We start from the raw sequence: 15330 nt of genomic DNA, 5'->3' as shown, positions 1-15330 counted from the left end.
GGTGTGAAATGATCCAAACCGGACCATGTTCAGACTATAGCAGAGCCGGCGCGACCGCAACAGGTGGCGGCCGGCTGTTTGACGACCATGGATGACCTGCAGATAGAAGCGATGCTTCACGAATTGAGCCCCCTCGCCGGTTGCGCGGTCGGAAAGATTCACCAGCCCGCCGATGACCTGGTGGTGATGCGGCTGTGGACCGGCGGGCGGAACCTGCGCCTGTTGCTGGCCCTCGGGCAAAATCCGAAGCTGCACCTGAGCGAGCGCACCTTCGCCAATCCCTTTCATCCTCCCGGCTTCTGCCGGCTGTTGCGGGCACGAATCGCCCGCATCCAGGGTTTCGCCCGCGCGGGGCGGGAACGGATCGTTCGTATCGACTGTGCCGGTCCCAAAGGCGATGTCCGGCTCTATTGCGAACTGTTCGGCCCGGTCGGCAACCTGGTTCTGGCCGATGCCGAAGACCGCATCATCGATGCCCTCAAACGGCAGCGAAAAGGCACGGAGAACCGCCTGTTGCTGCCCGGCCGTCCCTATCACCTGCCCAATGCGCGGCAGATGATCTCCCTTTTCGAACGTTTGCCGGAAATTCCCGCTTCGTGCCGTGATGCCGACAGCTTCCGGAACTGGCTGACAACGACGCTCTGGCCCATGTCCGGCGCACAGGCGGCGGTGATGGCCGCGGAAGTCGAGGCCGGCCAAACTGCACAGGAGGTGCTCGAAACCTTTCGCCGGCAACTGCTGGCAGGGCAGTTCCACCCGGTGCGCATGATGGCCGACGGCCGCGAGCGTATCGTCGTTCTGCCGCCTGCGGCCAAACGCGACAAGAAAGCCCGCTCACTGTCGCACCTGCTCGATGAAAAGAGTTCCCCCCCGAACGGTACGGAACCGGTCGAGGATGCCCGACGCGAAATCGACCGGGCGTTGCGCAAACAGGAAAAGAAGTTGCGTCGTCGGCTGGTCAGAATCGAGGCGGAAAAAATTCAGAAAGAAGGTCACGTGCTTGTCCGCCAGCAGGGGGAACTGCTCCTTGCCCAGCTGCACCGGGTGAAAAAGGGGATGACCTCGGTGCGGCTTACCGATTACTACCGACAACCGCCGGGACCGGTCGCCATTCCTCTCGACCCCTCCCTGACGCCGCAGCAGAACGCCGAAAAGTACTTCCGGCTCGCCCGCAAGTACCAGTTGAGTCTCGAACACATTGAACGCCGGCAAAGGGAAACCCTCGACGAACTGGACTGGCTGGAAGAAATCCGGCTTTATTTCGAGCAGGCCGCGACACCGGCGGATCTGACCGAAATCCGGGCGGAGCTGCTGGCGGCGGGACTGCTGGCAGCAAGTTGCCGGGAACCCGCCTCCCGCAGGCGTCCCACTGGCACCCCGGCGCTGAACCGGGCGAAAACGCCTTCCGGCTTCACCCTGCTCTGGGGGCGCAGCAGCCGCGGCAACGACGCCCTGACCACCCGGATCGCCGCACCGCACGACTTCTGGTTCCACGCCAAGGGAGTACCGGGCTGTCACCTGGTGCTGCGGCGGGACAGCCGCGACATCGACGTGCCAAAGGCCGATCTCGAGTATGCCGCCGCCGTCGCCGCCGGCTGGTCGCGGGCCCGGGACGAAAAATCCGTCGAGGTCATGTGCGCCCTGACACGCGATATCGGCAAGACAAAAGGAGCCCGACCGGGACAGGTGACAGTGCGCCGTTTTCGGACTTTGCGGGTGTCTCCCCTGCGGCTTCAGCCCGAGGCGACAACCCTTGAAAATGACTGATGCTCCGGCGCGAAATTTTTTGTTGCAATGGGGCAAGGGGTTTGCTATAAATTGCCTCGCTTCAACGCCGAAGTGGTGGAATTGGTAGACACGCTAGGTTCAGGGTCTAGTGGCCGTAGGGCCGTGGGAGTTCGAGTCTCCCCTTCGGCACCAGAAAGTACAAGGGGTTAGCGAGATTTCGCTAACCCCTTTTGTTTTTCGGAATTGACTACAAATGACTACATTTTGCCGGCTTTGGGGGAGTGTAGTCATTTGGGCCGGGGCGCCGGCTTATTTTCTGGTTGGTTTTTTCCCTGATCGTCGGGCGGTAGAGTTTACCAGGGCCCAATCCCCTTGCGCCTGTTCTTGGCTCCACAGTGCGGACAATATTCGGCTTTGCTACTGATCTTTCCACCGCATTCTTTGCACTTTTTTAACGCCATGCCCCCCTCCCCTTTTGGTTGTGTTGTTCTTTTCCCGGACGCTGCTTGCCTGGCCACGCTGATCATGCCGGCTTTTTTATCGTCTCAACTCTGAAGAAGCTAATCCCCTCCATAGGGATCTGTAGTACCGGCGGAATACTCGTTGTAAAGCAACAGAATCAGCTCGCCCTGAGCAGGCCATGGGTTCTCCGTCTCCTTTTGACTCTGATTTTTATTTGCTTTGGCCAAGCCCTTTTTGATTTTGCTTGATGCTTTTTTGGCCTCGTCGCTCTCGAGGACATATTTTCTTATGACTTCTGAGCGCAGAATATCTTCGATCTCGACAGTGTCAATCTTGAGAGCAGGGGTCAGTTTTTTCAACTCACGCCTGATGACGTTCGTGACCGGAGCGCTAGTGACGATGGCAGCGACCACAAAACAGTTCACACTTTGGGCGCGCTCAACAAACTTATCCATCGCCCCCTTTCTGACCCCCTCACGGCACAGCAAAAACAGCTTTTCCTGGTCTTTTTTTGCGCAAGGTGTCAATTCGAGCAGATCGATGGAGCAGACCAGGTTTGCCTTGGCTGGTCGTACGAAGCTAATTTTGTAGATTTCCCAGAGGTGGCCGTTGGTAAGGACGACCCACCGAATACCCTCGGCAGCCCCGTAATGTACGGTCTGCCAAAGATGATTTTCTTTGAGATTGAGCCCTGCGGCTTTTGCCTCAATGAGGTATTGGATCTTTCCATCGATCTTGACGGCAAGGTCGCAATAGGTGTTGTAGTTGGCGAACTCGCTGGTGATTTCAGCGCATTTGTCAAAGCCGAAAATGTCGGCCAGAATGTCTTTTATGATCGAGATAGTATCGGCTTCGTTGATTTCTCGGTCTTTAGCAGATTGGATGGCCGTCTGATATTTTCCAAGTTCCTTGACAAATCTGTCGCACGTTTTTCTCGGTATCGTTGCCACTGCCCCCTCCCTTCAACCGTTTTGTGGTTTGACAACTCTCCTACCAAGCCGCCATATCTCTATGCGGGGCTTTCCCCTCTCCTCACCTGAGAAGTTTCGCCACCTTTTTCAGGAATTCGATACAGCCGACAAGGCTCAAATTGGTCATCGTCCAAGCCGCACTCACGTCGAGTTCAAGAGCCTGGCATTTCTTACTGAGATGGCGGTCAGTCACGCTCTTTTCCACCGATTGTAGCTATGGGGGACTCAAAGATGAAATTTATCGGGTCTTGACAAATTTTGATCTGGATTCCGCAGGGGGCCATCTCTAGCCGACACTCTGTGATTTTCTGAAGAACCCAGCCTTCTTCGATTTGGTGGGAAGAGCCATACTCTCTTGGAAAATCGTCGCCAATACGGATTAAAATCATTTCCCCCCTCCTTTTTGTTGTGATGCCCCCAAGTTAACTCCCGTACGCCTTCAGTCTGGTCACGCCTTGGGCTGGCTAGTTGTCCCGTCCAGGTTGTGCAGCACTCCGTTTTGATAGTATTTGACTAACTCAAAACCACCCGGGATTTTCTTGTAAATTCTCACCGACCCCAGCCAATGCTTGCATTTTTCGACCTCTTTCTTAGCCTCGTCGAATGTGTTGTACCCGGCCAGGCCTAGGCTGTCGCCGTGGCCAGAAAGCGTCTTGACAACGAAATATTTCCCCTCTTTCATAGTTCACGTTTCCCGCCGTTGCTGAGTCCGTCGACATACTGCCGACGACCATCACGACTCCAATGGCCAGCCCCCAAAAAGCCGACCAGTTGCGTCAGTTTCCATTTTTTGCCGGTTGCCACGATGATCTGCACTGTGCGTTCATGCCCCCCCTACCTCTTTTGGCTCTAGTATTTGTACCCCAGGTTCCGCTTTGCTTGGCTTTGCCACTCGATGCAGTATTTTACCATGGCATAATCCGTCCTCCACTCGTCTTGACAATAGGCCTTGATCTCCGGCGGTGGACGCAACCACTTTATCGCTTGTTTCGCTTCATTTTGTCTGTTGATGCAGGATTCGACCATCCGGTAGTTCCTGCCCCACTCTTGACTGCACCGCTCCCTAACTTTTGGGGAGATCGTCGCCAATGCGGATTGAAATCATCCCCCCCTCCTTTGTTGTGGTGCCTCCAGGTTAACTCCCGGACGCCTTCTGCCTGGCCACACCGGCCAGACACAGTCGTCCCGGGCAACCGATCCCCCGGACAGATTGAGTCAAAATGTTGTCAAATAGCCAAAATATTGCTGGCTAAATCACCGTCCGACAACAACTTTTCCCCTGTTCATCCGTTCATCCTTCAACCGTTCACGTTCGGGACATCGTTCATCCATAGCCGAGTGAAACGATCGCTCTTTTCTGCCGGACGCCGCCAAACACCAGCAATCATTACCTGTTGAGTCATCATTCTGGTTCCGCTCAACCGAATGCCGCGCCGCGGGCTGCACATGCGCACAGTCGACACACGCACATTCCGTTTCAGGGCACCTGTGTCTGGCCGCACGAAAATCCCTGGGGCATGTTTTTGGGCTGGCCCTTTGCTCTGTTTCCGAAACAGAATTGCGCCGGACAAATTCCGCCCCCTTTCCAGGCATCTGTCCTGCGGGCCTGTCCGAGCAAACGGAACGAAAGGAGTTCTCTCTATGTTCAAACACCTGATCAGCTGGCTGATGACAGCCGGGCTGCTGCTCGTTCTGGCAGCCTGCGGCGGTGGCGGCAGTTCGACGTCCTCGGGCACGACCGGCCTGACGGCATCGACCAGCGGCATCGCTGTCGATCCCTACATCGTCGGCGCCGTCTTCGAAGAAATCGCCGACGACGGCGTAACGGTTCTGCAACGCGCTTCCACGCCTTCCGACGAACAGGGCCGCTTCTCCTTCGCACGTCCCCTGACCGCAGGCTCGATCGTGCGTATCAAGGTCTCGCAACGCGGCAACCACGGCCTGACGCCCTACACCGGGATGGTCAAGGCCAGAGTCCCTCAGGGGGCCAACGGCGACCTGGTCGTCTCACCCCTGACCACCCTGGTGGCCAACGGTGCCAGCGAAGACGAGGTGGTCCAGCTCTGCCGGAATGCCGGCATCGCCATCACGGCGAACCAGATCAACGACGATCCCATGGCTCCCCTTGCCGGTACCGGCAGCGTCAGCGACACCCAGCTCGCCCTGCTGCAGGCCAGCATGACGGTCAATGCCGTGCTGGAAGCGAAAAACAACTTTGATCTGACTCCGGCCGACCTGACGACCGGCACCGACCAGAGCCTGGTCACGGAGATGGCCGATGCCATCAGGACCATGCTCAATGCCCGGCAAATCGACCAGCTGGCTTCTTCTCTCGCCAGCGACCCCAACCTGACCGGCCCGGTTCTCCTCGACGACATCATCCTGGCCATGGTCGAGCAGACCCATACTCTGGTGAACCAGGCCAAAACGGGCATGCAGAACGGCGGCATTCAGCCAGGCGATCTGACCGGCCAGATGCAGACGGTCATGAACCAGTTGCCGCAAACCGTCAAAGACATTGCCATGCAGAGGCAGGGCGGCGGCATGCAGCCAGACGGTGCGGCTCTCTACGCCAGCAACTGCGCCGCCTGTCACGGCAGCCTGGCCAGCACCGGCAAGCCCGGAAGAACCGCCAGCCAGATCCAGAGCGCCATCGACGGCAATATCGGCGGCATGGGCTACCTGAGCACCCTGACCGCGGCCGAGGTGCAGGCGATCGCCGACAGCCTGCAGACAGGCATCGGCGGTAATTCCGGCGGCGGGGACAATGCCGGCAGCGGCACAACCCAGCCGGACGGCGCCACCCTCTACGCCAGCAACTGCGCCGCCTGTCACGGCAACCTGGCCAGCACCGGCAAGCCCGGAAGAACCGCCAGCCAGATCCAGAGCGCCATCGACGGCAATATCGGCGGCATGGGCTACCTGAGCACCCTGACCGCGGCCGAGGTGCAGGCAATCGCTGACGCCCTGCCCGCCGGCTCGGGTGGCAACGCCGGCGGTGGAAACAGCAACACGCCACCGGATGGAATCGCTCTTTACAACAGTGAATGCGCCGGCTGCCACGGCAATCTGGCCAACAGCAGCAAGGCGGGACGTACCGCCAGCCAGATCCAGAGCGCCATCGACGGCAACGTCGGCGGCATGGGCTACCTGAGCACCCTGACCGCGGCCGAGGTGCAGGCGATCGCCGATGCCCTGCCCGCCGGCTCGGGTGGCAACACCGGCGGCGGAAACGGTGGCGGCACAACCCAGCCGGACGGCGCCACTCTCTACGCCAACAACTGCGCCTCCTGCCACGGCAGCCTGGCCAGCAGCAGCAAGGCGGGACGTACCGCCAGCCAGATCCAGAGCGCCATCGATGGCAATATCGGCGGCATGGGCTACCTGAGCACCCTGACCGCGGCCGAGGTGCAGGCGATCGCCGATGCCCTGCCCGCCGGCTCGGGTGGCAACACCGGCGGCAACTACAGTGATTGCACCGCCTGCCACGGCCAGCCGCCGAACGGCAACACGTCCCCGAACACCGCCGGCGCCCATGCGGCCCACAAGGCCCTGCCGGGCGTGGGGACGGACTGTGCCGTCTGTCATACCGGCGCCAATCACAACGGCCAGGTCGACCTCGGCTTCCCCGCCGCCTACGACGCCCAGGGGGGAGTCGCCACCGACAACCTGAACGGAACCTGCAGCAACATCATCTGCCATGGCGGCAGGACGACGCCCGACTGGTGGAGCGGCAGCATCAACGTTGACAGCCAGTGCACGAGCTGCCACGCTGCCGGCACCAGCCAGTACAACAGCTACAACTCGGGCAAGCACACCAAGCACATCAGCAAGGGCTACGCCTGCACCGATTGCCACAACACAGCCAAGATGGGCAATCACTTCGGCGACCTGACCACGCCGGCCTTCGAAACCGACCCCGCCGCCACTATCGGTGGCGGCTCGACCCGGGTTGGCAGCTATGACGGCAAAAACTGCAGCAACATCCAGTGCCACGGCGGCAAAAGCTGGTAGCGTCAACAACAAGGGGGCCCGAATGGGCCCCCTTTTTTCTCACTCTACCGTCCCCTGCCCTGTGCTATAGTCCCCCACCATGAACAATCCGCCGCTGCACATCGTTCTGATCGAACCCGAAATTCCGCCCAACACCGGCAACATCGCCCGCCTGTGCGCCGCCACCGGCATCGCCCTTCACCTGGTCGAACCGCTCGGCTTTTCCCTCGACGACAGGCACCTCAAACGGGCGGGGCTCGACTACTGGCCGGCGGTCAACCTCAACGTCTGGCCATGCTTCGAAGAGCTGTGCCGCGCCCATCCCGGGGCTCGGTTCTGGTTTGCCTCGAAAAAGGCCGAACGCTGCTACACGAAGGCCGACTTCGCCATCGGTGATTTTCTGGTCTTCGGCAAGGAAACCCTGGGGTTGCCGGACGAGCTGCTCGCCGCCCACAGCGAACGAACCCTGCGCATCCCCATCCCGACGGGAAAAGTCCGCAGCCTCAATCTGTCGACGGCCGTCGGCATCGTCAGCTACGAGGCGCTGCGGCAGATCGGGCTTTTACACTAGCCTCAAAGCTCAGCAGCCAGCGCTTGCTTTCCAGACCGTAACCGCCGCTGTAGCCGCCATAACCGCCACCGGCGGCAAGCACCCGGTGGCAGGGGATGACGATGGGCCAGGGATTGCCCGCCATGACCCCGCCGACAGCGCGGGCACCACGGGGCGAGCCGGCCCTCTGCGCCAGCTCGCCATAGCTGATCACCTCGCCATAAGGTACCTTCGCCAGCTCCCTCAGGCAGCGCAGGGCAAACCCCGACACCCTGTGCCAGGCAAGGGGCAGAGTGAATTCCGTAAGTCGACCGGCAAACCAGTCCTCCATCTGCCGCCTTCCCTGGCGTAGCAGCGGCGTTTCAGCCTGCACGGCCCCTGGAAATTCCTTGGCGAGCACCGCTTCGACCGCCGCCCGGTCCGGGCAGAAGACCACCTGCACCAACAAGTCCCGCTCGGCGACCAGCGCCAGGTGTCCACAGGGGACGGCACAGCTTTCACTGTGAGCCAGATCCGCCATCTCTTCCTCCGCCGAATTTTCTCCGAACCAGACGCCAGGCCTCGGCAACCTCGGGAACCCTGAACAGCAGACAGGCCAGGCCGTAAACGACGGTACCGGCCACGACGGCAGCGGCCAGCAGGGCTGTTTTCGTCAGCATCTGCCCGCCCTGCAGCCAGTCGATCCGCCGTAGCATCAGCGCCACGGTCAGCGCCATGACCGTCACCGGCAACAGAAGCCGAAGCGCCAGCAGGCCGAGCCTCTTCGCTCCCAGTCCAGGCAGCTTCCGCTTCAGCCGCCACCAGAGAAAGGCGGCGTTGAACATGCTCGCCAGACTCAGGGCAAGCGCCAGGCCGACATGCCGCAGGGGCACCATGAGCAGCAATCCCAGCCCCGCGTTGACCAGCAGAGTCCAGAAGGAGACCCGAACCGGTGTGCGGGTATCCTTGAGGGCATAGAACGTCGGCGCCAGAATGCGGCTGAACCCGACGAAAAGCAGTCCCGGCGCGTAGGCGGCCAGCGCCAGTGCCGTCTGCCGGACATCGGTTGCGTCGAACGAACCGCGCATGAAAAAGAGGGCATAGACCGGTTCGGCGCACAGCAGCAGACCGACGGTCGCCGGCAGAATGACCAGCAGCATCAGGGACAAGGCGAAATCGAGCGAATGGCGCAATTCCTCCAGATCCTGCGCCGCCGCCTGCCGGCTCATGCTCGGCAGCACCGCCTGCGCCAGGGAGACGATGAAGACGCCCTGCGGAAACTCAAACAGGCGCTGGCCATAGTAGAGATAGCTGACACTCCCCTGCGGCAGGAAAGACGCGAGCAGGCGGGTGAGAATGACGTTGATCTGATAGATGGCGACCCCGAAGATGCCTGGCACCATCAGGCCTGCGATGCGCCGCACGGTGAGATCAGCAAAGGCGAAGTCCGGCTTCGGCAGGAACCCGTGCCGGGCCAGCACCGGAAACTGCATCAGAAGCTGCAACAGGCCACCGAGCAGAACACCGGCGGCCAGGGCGTAGATGGGGGGATCGAAGACGGCCGAAAGGGCGACGGCCGAAAGGATCATCGACAGGTTGAGCATCAGTGGCGACAGCGCCGGCACGAAAAAATGTCCTCTGACATTGAGGATGCCGGTCGCCAGCGCCAGAAGGCTGGCAAAGAAGATGTAGGGAAACATGAGACGGTTCAGCCCGTCGGTCAGAGCCAGCTTCCCCTCGACAGCCCCGAATCCGAAACCGATGCTCCGCACCAGCAGCGGAGAAGAAAGGATGCCGATGGCAGTCACGGCGACCATCACCAACGTCAGCAGGGTCCAGCAGATGTTGGCCACCCGCCTCGCCTCGTCCTCGCCCCGCAGCTGGCAGATTTCGGTGAAAACGGGGACGAACGCCGCCGTCAGCGAGCCCTCGGCAAAGAAACGACGCAACAGATTAGGGATGGTAAACGCGACGAAAAAGGCGTCAGTGGCGAATCCGGCGCCGAAAAACCAGGCCACGACCATGTCGCGAACCAGCCCGCCGATACGGCTCAGGCCGGTGGCGAAGCCGAGAATCGATGTCGACCGGGTTATTTCACGACGTTCGGACATTGCGACAGGATTATCACAGCTGACGAGACCTGACAAACCCTTTCCGGCGATGGCGGGCCGCCTGTTGGCAACACCGGGGCAGGCACATGGGATTATTTTCTTTTAATCCACAGATACCAAACCGCAACATATTGGTTTTACGTCACTTTTTATTTTACATTTGATGCATTTTATCTTGACCGCCACATAGTGCGGTGCTATAAAGAGCTGCAAAAAGAACGCAACGGAGGAACAAAACATTGGCCAACCACAAGTCCGCTGAAAAACGCTATCGCCAGAACAAACTGCGCAACGCGCGCAACACCCACATCCGCTCGACCATGCGCACTTATGTCAAGCAGGTTCGCCAGGCTGTCGCGGCCGGTGACAAGGAAGCGGCGGCGGCAACCATGGCCAGGGCCGTCCCCTATATCGACAAGGCGGCCTCCAAGGGAGTAATTCACAAGGCAACCGCCAGCCGCAAGATCTCCCGCCTGACCAAACTGGTCAACGCGCTCGACTGAGCAAACCGAAACGGGCCCGCGAACGGGCCCGTTTTTTTATCCACCTCAGGATGCGGCAAGCCGCATGATCAGCTGTTCGAGAATCGTTCGCGGATTACCGCCTCCTGTCTTCAGCAGCAGATCCGTCTTCAGAAACAGCTCGAAAAAATGCGGGAACCGGCCCGGATCGAACTGCCGCGCCTGCGCCACCAGTCCATCCACAAAAAAGGGCTTGATCTTCAGCTCGCCGGCCAGCGCGTTGCGCCGCACGCCTCTTTCGAGCAGCAGGCTCGTCTTCCACAGCTGGCGGTAATGGCGGACCAGCATCGTCAGGATCAATACCGGGGCCAGTCCATCCTCCAGAAGCCGGCCCAGCAGATGAATCGCCTCCCCTGTCCGTCCGCGACCGACCGCGTTGGCCAGATCGAACACGCTCTCTTCATGGATATCGGTGACGACCGTGCGCACGTCGTCGACATCGGCACTGTTGCGGTCGCCGATGAAGGTCCGCAGCTTCTCCAGTTCGCCCTCGATCTCCTGCAGGTTGGTGCCGACCCGCCGGCAGAACAGCTCCAGGGCCTCCGGCGTCAGTCGCCAGCCCTGGCTGGCGACCAGCTCCCTGACAAAAGCGGGAATCTGGTTGGCATAGAGGGGACGGAATTCGACCAGCACCCCCTTTTTGCCGAATTCCTGAAAAAATCGCCGGCGCTTGTCGATCTTGTCGGCGACAATGACGAAAACGTTCTCGGGAACCGGATTTTTCAGACATGGGATGAGCATTTCGCTTTCCGATGCGGGCAGGGCGTCGAATTCCCGGACGACGACCAGACGCCTGGGGGCAAAGACCGGCAGGGTCTGCAGCTGTTCCAGCAACTGCCGGCCGCCGACCTGCTTGCCGTGAAAGATATCCAGGTTGAAATCGCGAGCCTCGGGCGGAACAACCTTTGCCAGAATCAGGTCGAGCAGCTGATCGCGATGGTAGTGCTCCTCGCCATACAGACAGATCAGCGGCGGGATCCTGTCGGCCAGAATCTGCTGCCTGAGTTCAGCCGGTTTCACATCGCCACCTAGAAATCGTCCATCAGCCGGTAGTAGAGTTCGTCCGCCAGCCGTTCGACAAGGACTTCGACAGCCGCCCGCTCACGATCCTCCTGCAGGGCGAGATTGTCGCTGGCGGCATAGTCTTCCTGCCAGCCGACCGATCCCTGCCAGAGGATGCGACCGTCGGAAACACTCGTCAGCCGGCCCTCGACCTTCATTTTCGACCTGTATTCCCGAACCCGGTCCTGCCGGTCGTAGGAAAGCGGCCGACTCGAATAACCGACTACCGCCCCGGAAAGGACCGCTTCGGCCTGGTTCTCTTCGGCCACCACACGCAGGTTGCGACTGCGATTGAAGCGCCGGCTCAGGGCATTGGAGATGGCGGTGTCGAGGAAAGGTTCGGCGGTCTTGTTGGCGAAGGAAGCGATGTAGAGAGACTTGACGCCGCCGGGCAGGGAAGTGCCCTGCCCGGCCAGGCGGTAACCGCAGCCGGCAACCAGAAGCAGGCCGGCAAGCAACAGAGTCCCGAGAAGGAAGGACCGGGAAGGACGCATCAGTTGGCCACCACGTTGACCAGCCGTCCGGGAACGACGATGACCTTGCGCACGGTCTTGCCCTCGATGAAGCGGGCGACGTTCGGTTCGGTCAGGGCCTTTTCCTCGATCGCTTTCTGTTCGGCATCGGCGGCAACGGAAATCTTGCCGCGAACCTTGCCGTTGACCTGGACGACGATGAGGATTTCATCCTCGACCAGCGCCTCCCGGTCATACTGCGGCCAGCCGAGGGATTCCAGGGATTCGCCATGGCCGAGGCGCTCCCAGAGTTCTGCGGCGATGTGGGGCACGAAAGGATTCAGCAAACGGACGACCGTCTCCAGCGCTTCGCGCAGCACCTCCGGATGCCGCTGCCGCTCCTCGAAGCCGTAGATGGCGTTGACCAGCTCCATGACAGCGGAAATGGCGGTATTGAAATGGAAGCGGCCTTCGATGTCTTCCGTCACCTTCCTGATCGTCTTGTGGGTCTGTCGGCGCAGAGACCGGGCAGCGGAGTCGAGCTTCTCCGGTACGGCACCGGCCTGTCCGACCAGCTCGAGGTTGTCGTGAACCGCCCGCCAGACCCGGTTCAGGAAGCGGTAACATCCCTCGACCCCCTGCTCGTTCCATTCGAGGTCCTTTTCCGGCGGCGCCGCGAACAGGGAGAAGAGCCGAGCGGTATCGGCGCCGTAGGTGGCAATCAGATGGTCGGGATCGACCACGTTCTTCTTCGACTTGCTCATCTTCTCTGTGCGCCCGGTGCGGATCTCGGCGCCGCAGGTGGCACAGCGGCCGTCCCTGACCTCTTCCGGATAGAGCCAGCCATGTTCGGGACAGGAGCAGGTCTCCATACAGACCATACCCTGGGTGAGCAGATTGGTGAACGGCTCGTTCAGGTCGCCATCGACGAAACCGAGGTCACGCATCACCTTGGTGAAGAAGCGCGCATAGAGCAGATGCATGACCGCGTGCTCGATACCACCGATGTACTGGTCCACGGGCAGCCAGTAACGGACCTGCTCCCGGTCGACCGGCGCGCCTTCCTCATGCGGCGAGGCGTAACGGGCGAAGTACCAGGAGCTCTCGACGAAGGTGTCGAAAGTATCGGTCTCGCGCCGCGCGGCCTGACCGCAACGGGGACAGGTCGTCCTAACGAAGCTTTCGACCCGGGCCAGGGGACTGCCCCCTTCCCCGGTAAACTCGACATCGGTGGGCAGCAGAACCGGAAGCTGCTCTTCCGGCACGGGAACGATGCCGCAACTGTCACAGTAGATGACCGGGATCGGCGTTCCCCAGTAGCGCTGGCGGGACACGCCCCAGTCGCGCAGGCGATAGTTGACCGTTTGCGCGCCAAGGCCCTTTTCGGCCAGCCATGCGGCGATCTCCTCCTTGGCCGCCTCGTTGTCCAGACCGTCGAAGGGACCGGAATTGACCAGCCTGCCGGAACCGGTCCAGGCCTCGGTCATGGTGGCCGGGTCGAGAACCTCCCCGTCCGGCTGGATGACCACAACCAGGGGCAGGTCGTATTTGCGGGCGAATTCGAAATCCCGCTGGTCGTGGCTGGGAACGGCCATGACCGCACCGGTTCCGTAATCCATGAGCACGAAATTGGCCAGAAAGACCGGCATGCGAGCGCCGGTGGCGGGATTGATGCAGTAACTGCCGGTGAACACCCCTTCCTTTTCATAGTCACCGGCGCTGCGGACGATGCGATCCATCTTCCTGACCCTGGCGATGAAGGCCTCGACCTCGTCGCGTCTCTCGTCCGTGGTCAGCTGGCGGGCCATGGGATGTTCCGGCGCCAGGGACATGAAGGTGGCGCCGAACAGGGTGTCCTGGCGGGTGGTGAACACCCGGATCTTGCGGTCGCTTCCCTCGACGGGAAAATCGATCTCGCAACCGACGCTGCGGCCGATCCAGTTGCGCTGCATGGTCAGCACCGGTTCGGGCCAGCCCCTGAGATTTTCCATCTCGTCGAGCAGCTCCTGGGCATAGTCGGTGATCTTGAAGAACCACTGCTCGAGTTCCTTTTCGTCGACTTCGTTGCCGCAGCGCCAGCAGCAGTTGTCCTCGACCTGCTCGTTGGCCAGAACCGTCTGGCAGTCGGGACACCAGTTGACCGTCGAACTCTTCTTGTAGGCCAGCCCCTTCTCCAGCATGCGCAGAAAGATCAGCTGTTCCCAGCGGTAGTACTCGGGGTCGCAGGTGGCAAACTCCCGGTCCCAGTCGTAGGAAAGCCCCATCTTCTTCAGCTGGGAACGCATGTTGGCGATGTTTTCCCGGGTCCAGACCGCCGGATGGATCTTGTTCTGGATGGCGGCATTTTCCGCCGGCATGCCGAAGGCGTCCCATCCCATGGGGTGCAGGACGTTGTACCCCTGCAGAGCCTTGAAACGGGCAATCACATCACCGATGGAATAGTTGCGGACATGGCCCATGTGGATGCGCCCGGAGGGATAGGGAAACATCTCGAGCAGATAGTATTTTTTGCGGGAGGGATCGGCATCGGCCCGGAAAGCCTTCCTCTCCTCCCATATCTTCTGCCATTTGCTCTCAATGGCGCTGGCGTCATAGCGCTCCTGCATACTGCCTCCTGTCAGCGGGGCTGACCCCGAAAACCGTGCGACCGACGTCCGGTCCCACCGGACGTTGTCTCACAATGTACATGACTTGAAACAGGAAAACCGGCAGATGCCGGCTTTTCCGATTGGTTGCTGAACAAGACTTGGCCACCGCAAGGTGGCGAAGCTGTCACTTGTCACGAACCGGGGGCTATTTTTCCCGGTAGGTGATGCGACCGCGCGTCAGATCGTAGGGTGAAAGTTCCACCGTAACCCGGTCACCGGGGAGAATGCGGATGTAATACTTGCGCATCTTGCCCGAAATGTGGGCGAGAACCACATGCCCGTTGTCGAGCTTGACCCGAAACATGGCATTGGGAAGCGGCTCGATAACTTCCCCTTCGACTTCGATTGCTTCTTCCTTGGCCAACCTTTCCTCCTTCTTTACGTCGAGTTCCTTTTTCCGCGCGTCGCGGCTATTTAACTTGACACCGACGCTTCTTGTCAAGCGCGCTGGCGGCGCCCCCGATCAGGCCGGTCAGCCCGGCAGGTTGAGAAGCCGGCGCGCCGACTCGAGAATCTTGGTGGTCTGAATCGGTTTGGTGATGTATTCATTGGCTCCCAGCGCCAGGGCCCGCTCGCGATCCTCGTTCGCCCCTTCGGTGGTGATGATGACAATCGGGACATCCTTGTATCCGGGATCGTTGCGGACCAGGGAAACCAGTTTCAGTCCGTCCATGATCGGCATGTTGATGTCGGTCAGAATCAGATCGAACTTTTCGGTCGACAGCTTCTTCAGGCCGTCGACACCGTCGTTGGCCTCGACGATTTGCAATCCCCGCAATCGCTTGAGCGCAAAGACGATCAGCTGCCGCATGGTCGGTGAATCTTCAACGATGAGAACTTTGTAGGTCGCCAT

The 15330-nt window shown here is 60.5% G+C and carries 14 protein-coding genes and 1 tRNA gene; 5 read left to right on the top strand and 10 right to left on the bottom strand.

What is annotated here, in order from left to right:
* Window positions 1-87 precede the first annotated feature (87 nt).
* Window positions 88-1767 carry an Rqc2 family fibronectin-binding protein gene (locus EDC39_RS01600; protein WP_148894338.1) on the top strand — a complete coding sequence of 560 codons (1680 nt, stop codon included), beginning with the start codon at window positions 88-90 and terminating at the stop codon, window positions 1765-1767.
* Window positions 1768-1833: 66 nt separating this feature from the next.
* A tRNA-Leu gene (locus EDC39_RS01595) sits at window positions 1834-1920 on the top strand.
* Between the two features lie 368 nt (window positions 1921-2288).
* On the opposite strand, the gene EDC39_RS01585 is transcribed toward EDC39_RS01595, so the two are convergent.
* The 3 genes from EDC39_RS01585 to EDC39_RS01575 form a co-directional block, all read right to left on the bottom strand.
* The gene (locus EDC39_RS01585) at window positions 2289-3140 is read right to left on the bottom strand and encodes a type I restriction enzyme HsdR N-terminal domain-containing protein (RefSeq protein WP_148894337.1); all 852 of its coding nucleotides are present in this window, start codon (window positions 3138-3140) and stop codon (window positions 2289-2291) included.
* Between the two features lie 206 nt (window positions 3141-3346).
* Complete coding sequence (locus tag EDC39_RS15430; RefSeq protein ID WP_148894336.1) at window positions 3347-3550, bottom strand: hypothetical protein; 204 nt, start codon at window positions 3548-3550, stop codon at window positions 3347-3349.
* 59 nt (window positions 3551-3609) lie between these two features.
* The gene (locus EDC39_RS01575) at window positions 3610-3843 is read right to left on the bottom strand and encodes a hypothetical protein (RefSeq protein WP_148894335.1); all 234 of its coding nucleotides are present in this window, start codon (window positions 3841-3843) and stop codon (window positions 3610-3612) included.
* Window positions 3844-4802: 959 nt separating this feature from the next.
* On the opposite strand from EDC39_RS01575, the gene EDC39_RS01570 reads away from it, so the two are divergent.
* Complete coding sequence (locus tag EDC39_RS01570; protein WP_246140151.1) at window positions 4803-7175, top strand: c-type cytochrome; 2373 nt, start codon at window positions 4803-4805, stop codon at window positions 7173-7175.
* Window positions 7176-7254: 79 nt separating this feature from the next.
* A complete protein-coding gene (locus EDC39_RS01565) occupies window positions 7255-7725 on the top strand; it encodes a tRNA (cytidine(34)-2'-O)-methyltransferase (RefSeq protein WP_148894333.1) in 471 nt (156 codons plus the stop codon).
* Here the strand turns inward: EDC39_RS01565 and EDC39_RS01560 are convergent.
* Both EDC39_RS01560 and murJ read right to left on the bottom strand, forming a co-directional pair.
* Window positions 7685-8224 (bottom strand): methylated-DNA--[protein]-cysteine S-methyltransferase, encoded by a 540-nt coding sequence (locus EDC39_RS01560; protein WP_148894332.1) that lies wholly within the window; start codon window positions 8222-8224, stop codon window positions 7685-7687. The genes EDC39_RS01565 and EDC39_RS01560 overlap by 41 nt on opposite strands.
* A complete protein-coding gene (gene murJ / locus EDC39_RS01555; protein WP_148894331.1) occupies window positions 8202-9794 on the bottom strand; it encodes a murein biosynthesis integral membrane protein MurJ in 1593 nt (530 codons plus the stop codon). Before murJ ends, EDC39_RS01560 begins: the two co-directional genes overlap by 23 nt.
* A 239-nt stretch (window positions 9795-10033) precedes the next feature.
* Here murJ and rpsT point away from each other — a divergent pair, with 239 nt between their 5' ends.
* Window positions 10034-10297 (top strand): 30S ribosomal protein S20, encoded by a 264-nt coding sequence (gene rpsT, locus EDC39_RS01550; RefSeq protein WP_148894330.1) that lies wholly within the window; start codon window positions 10034-10036, stop codon window positions 10295-10297.
* 45 nt (window positions 10298-10342) lie between these two features.
* On the opposite strand, the gene holA is transcribed toward rpsT, so the two are convergent.
* From holA to EDC39_RS01525, 5 genes are all read right to left on the bottom strand, one after another.
* Entirely contained in the window at window positions 10343-11335 is a 993-nt protein-coding gene (holA, locus tag EDC39_RS01545) for a DNA polymerase III subunit delta (protein WP_148894329.1), read from the bottom strand.
* A gap of 8 nt (window positions 11336-11343) precedes the next feature.
* The gene (locus tag EDC39_RS01540) at window positions 11344-11871 is read right to left on the bottom strand and encodes an LPS-assembly lipoprotein LptE (protein ID WP_148894328.1); all 528 of its coding nucleotides are present in this window, start codon (window positions 11869-11871) and stop codon (window positions 11344-11346) included.
* Complete coding sequence (gene leuS / locus EDC39_RS01535) at window positions 11871-14435, bottom strand: leucine--tRNA ligase (protein ID WP_148894327.1); 2565 nt, start codon at window positions 14433-14435, stop codon at window positions 11871-11873. Before leuS ends, EDC39_RS01540 begins: the two co-directional genes overlap by 1 nt.
* A 187-nt stretch (window positions 14436-14622) precedes the next feature.
* Window positions 14623-14841, bottom strand: coding sequence for a translation initiation factor IF-1 (gene infA, locus EDC39_RS01530; RefSeq protein WP_148894326.1), 219 nt, complete (start codon window positions 14839-14841; stop codon window positions 14623-14625).
* 108 nt (window positions 14842-14949) lie between these two features.
* On the bottom strand, window positions 14950-15330 hold the full coding sequence (locus EDC39_RS01525) for a response regulator (protein WP_148894325.1): 381 nt from the start codon (window positions 15328-15330) through the stop codon (window positions 14950-14952).

The organism is Geothermobacter ehrlichii, assembly GCF_008124615.1.
GTDB classification, from domain to species: Bacteria; Desulfobacterota; Desulfuromonadia; order Desulfuromonadales; family Geothermobacteraceae; genus Geothermobacter; species Geothermobacter ehrlichii.
This window is presented reverse-complemented; position numbering and strand designations above follow the sequence as displayed.

What these genes read in the sequence shown, in the direction of transcription:
- EDC39_RS01600 (WP_148894338.1), top strand. Translation starts at nt 88, where the DNA reads ATGGATGACCTGCAGATAGAAGCGATGCTTCACGAATTGAGCCCCCTC.
- EDC39_RS15430 (WP_148894336.1), bottom strand. Translation starts at nt 3,550, where the DNA reads ATGATTTTAATCCGTATTGGCGACGATTTTCCAAGAGAGTATGGCTCT.
- EDC39_RS01575 (WP_148894335.1), bottom strand. Translation starts at nt 3,843, where the DNA reads ATGAAAGAGGGGAAATATTTCGTTGTCAAGACGCTTTCTGGCCACGGC.
- EDC39_RS01570 (WP_246140151.1), top strand. Translation starts at nt 4,803, where the DNA reads ATGTTCAAACACCTGATCAGCTGGCTGATGACAGCCGGGCTGCTGCTC.
- EDC39_RS01565 (WP_148894333.1), top strand. Translation starts at nt 7,255, where the DNA reads ATGAACAATCCGCCGCTGCACATCGTTCTGATCGAACCCGAAATTCCG.
- EDC39_RS01560 (WP_148894332.1), bottom strand. Translation starts at nt 8,224, where the DNA reads ATGGCGGATCTGGCTCACAGTGAAAGCTGTGCCGTCCCCTGTGGACAC.
- murJ (WP_148894331.1), bottom strand. Translation starts at nt 9,794, where the DNA reads ATGTCCGAACGTCGTGAAATAACCCGGTCGACATCGATTCTCGGCTTC.
- EDC39_RS01540 (WP_148894328.1), bottom strand. Translation starts at nt 11,871, where the DNA reads ATGCGTCCTTCCCGGTCCTTCCTTCTCGGGACTCTGTTGCTTGCCGGC.
- leuS (WP_148894327.1), bottom strand. Translation starts at nt 14,435, where the DNA reads ATGCAGGAGCGCTATGACGCCAGCGCCATTGAGAGCAAATGGCAGAAG.
- EDC39_RS01525 (WP_148894325.1), bottom strand. Translation starts at nt 15,330, where the DNA reads ATGGCGACCTACAAAGTTCTCATCGTTGAAGATTCACCGACCATGCGG.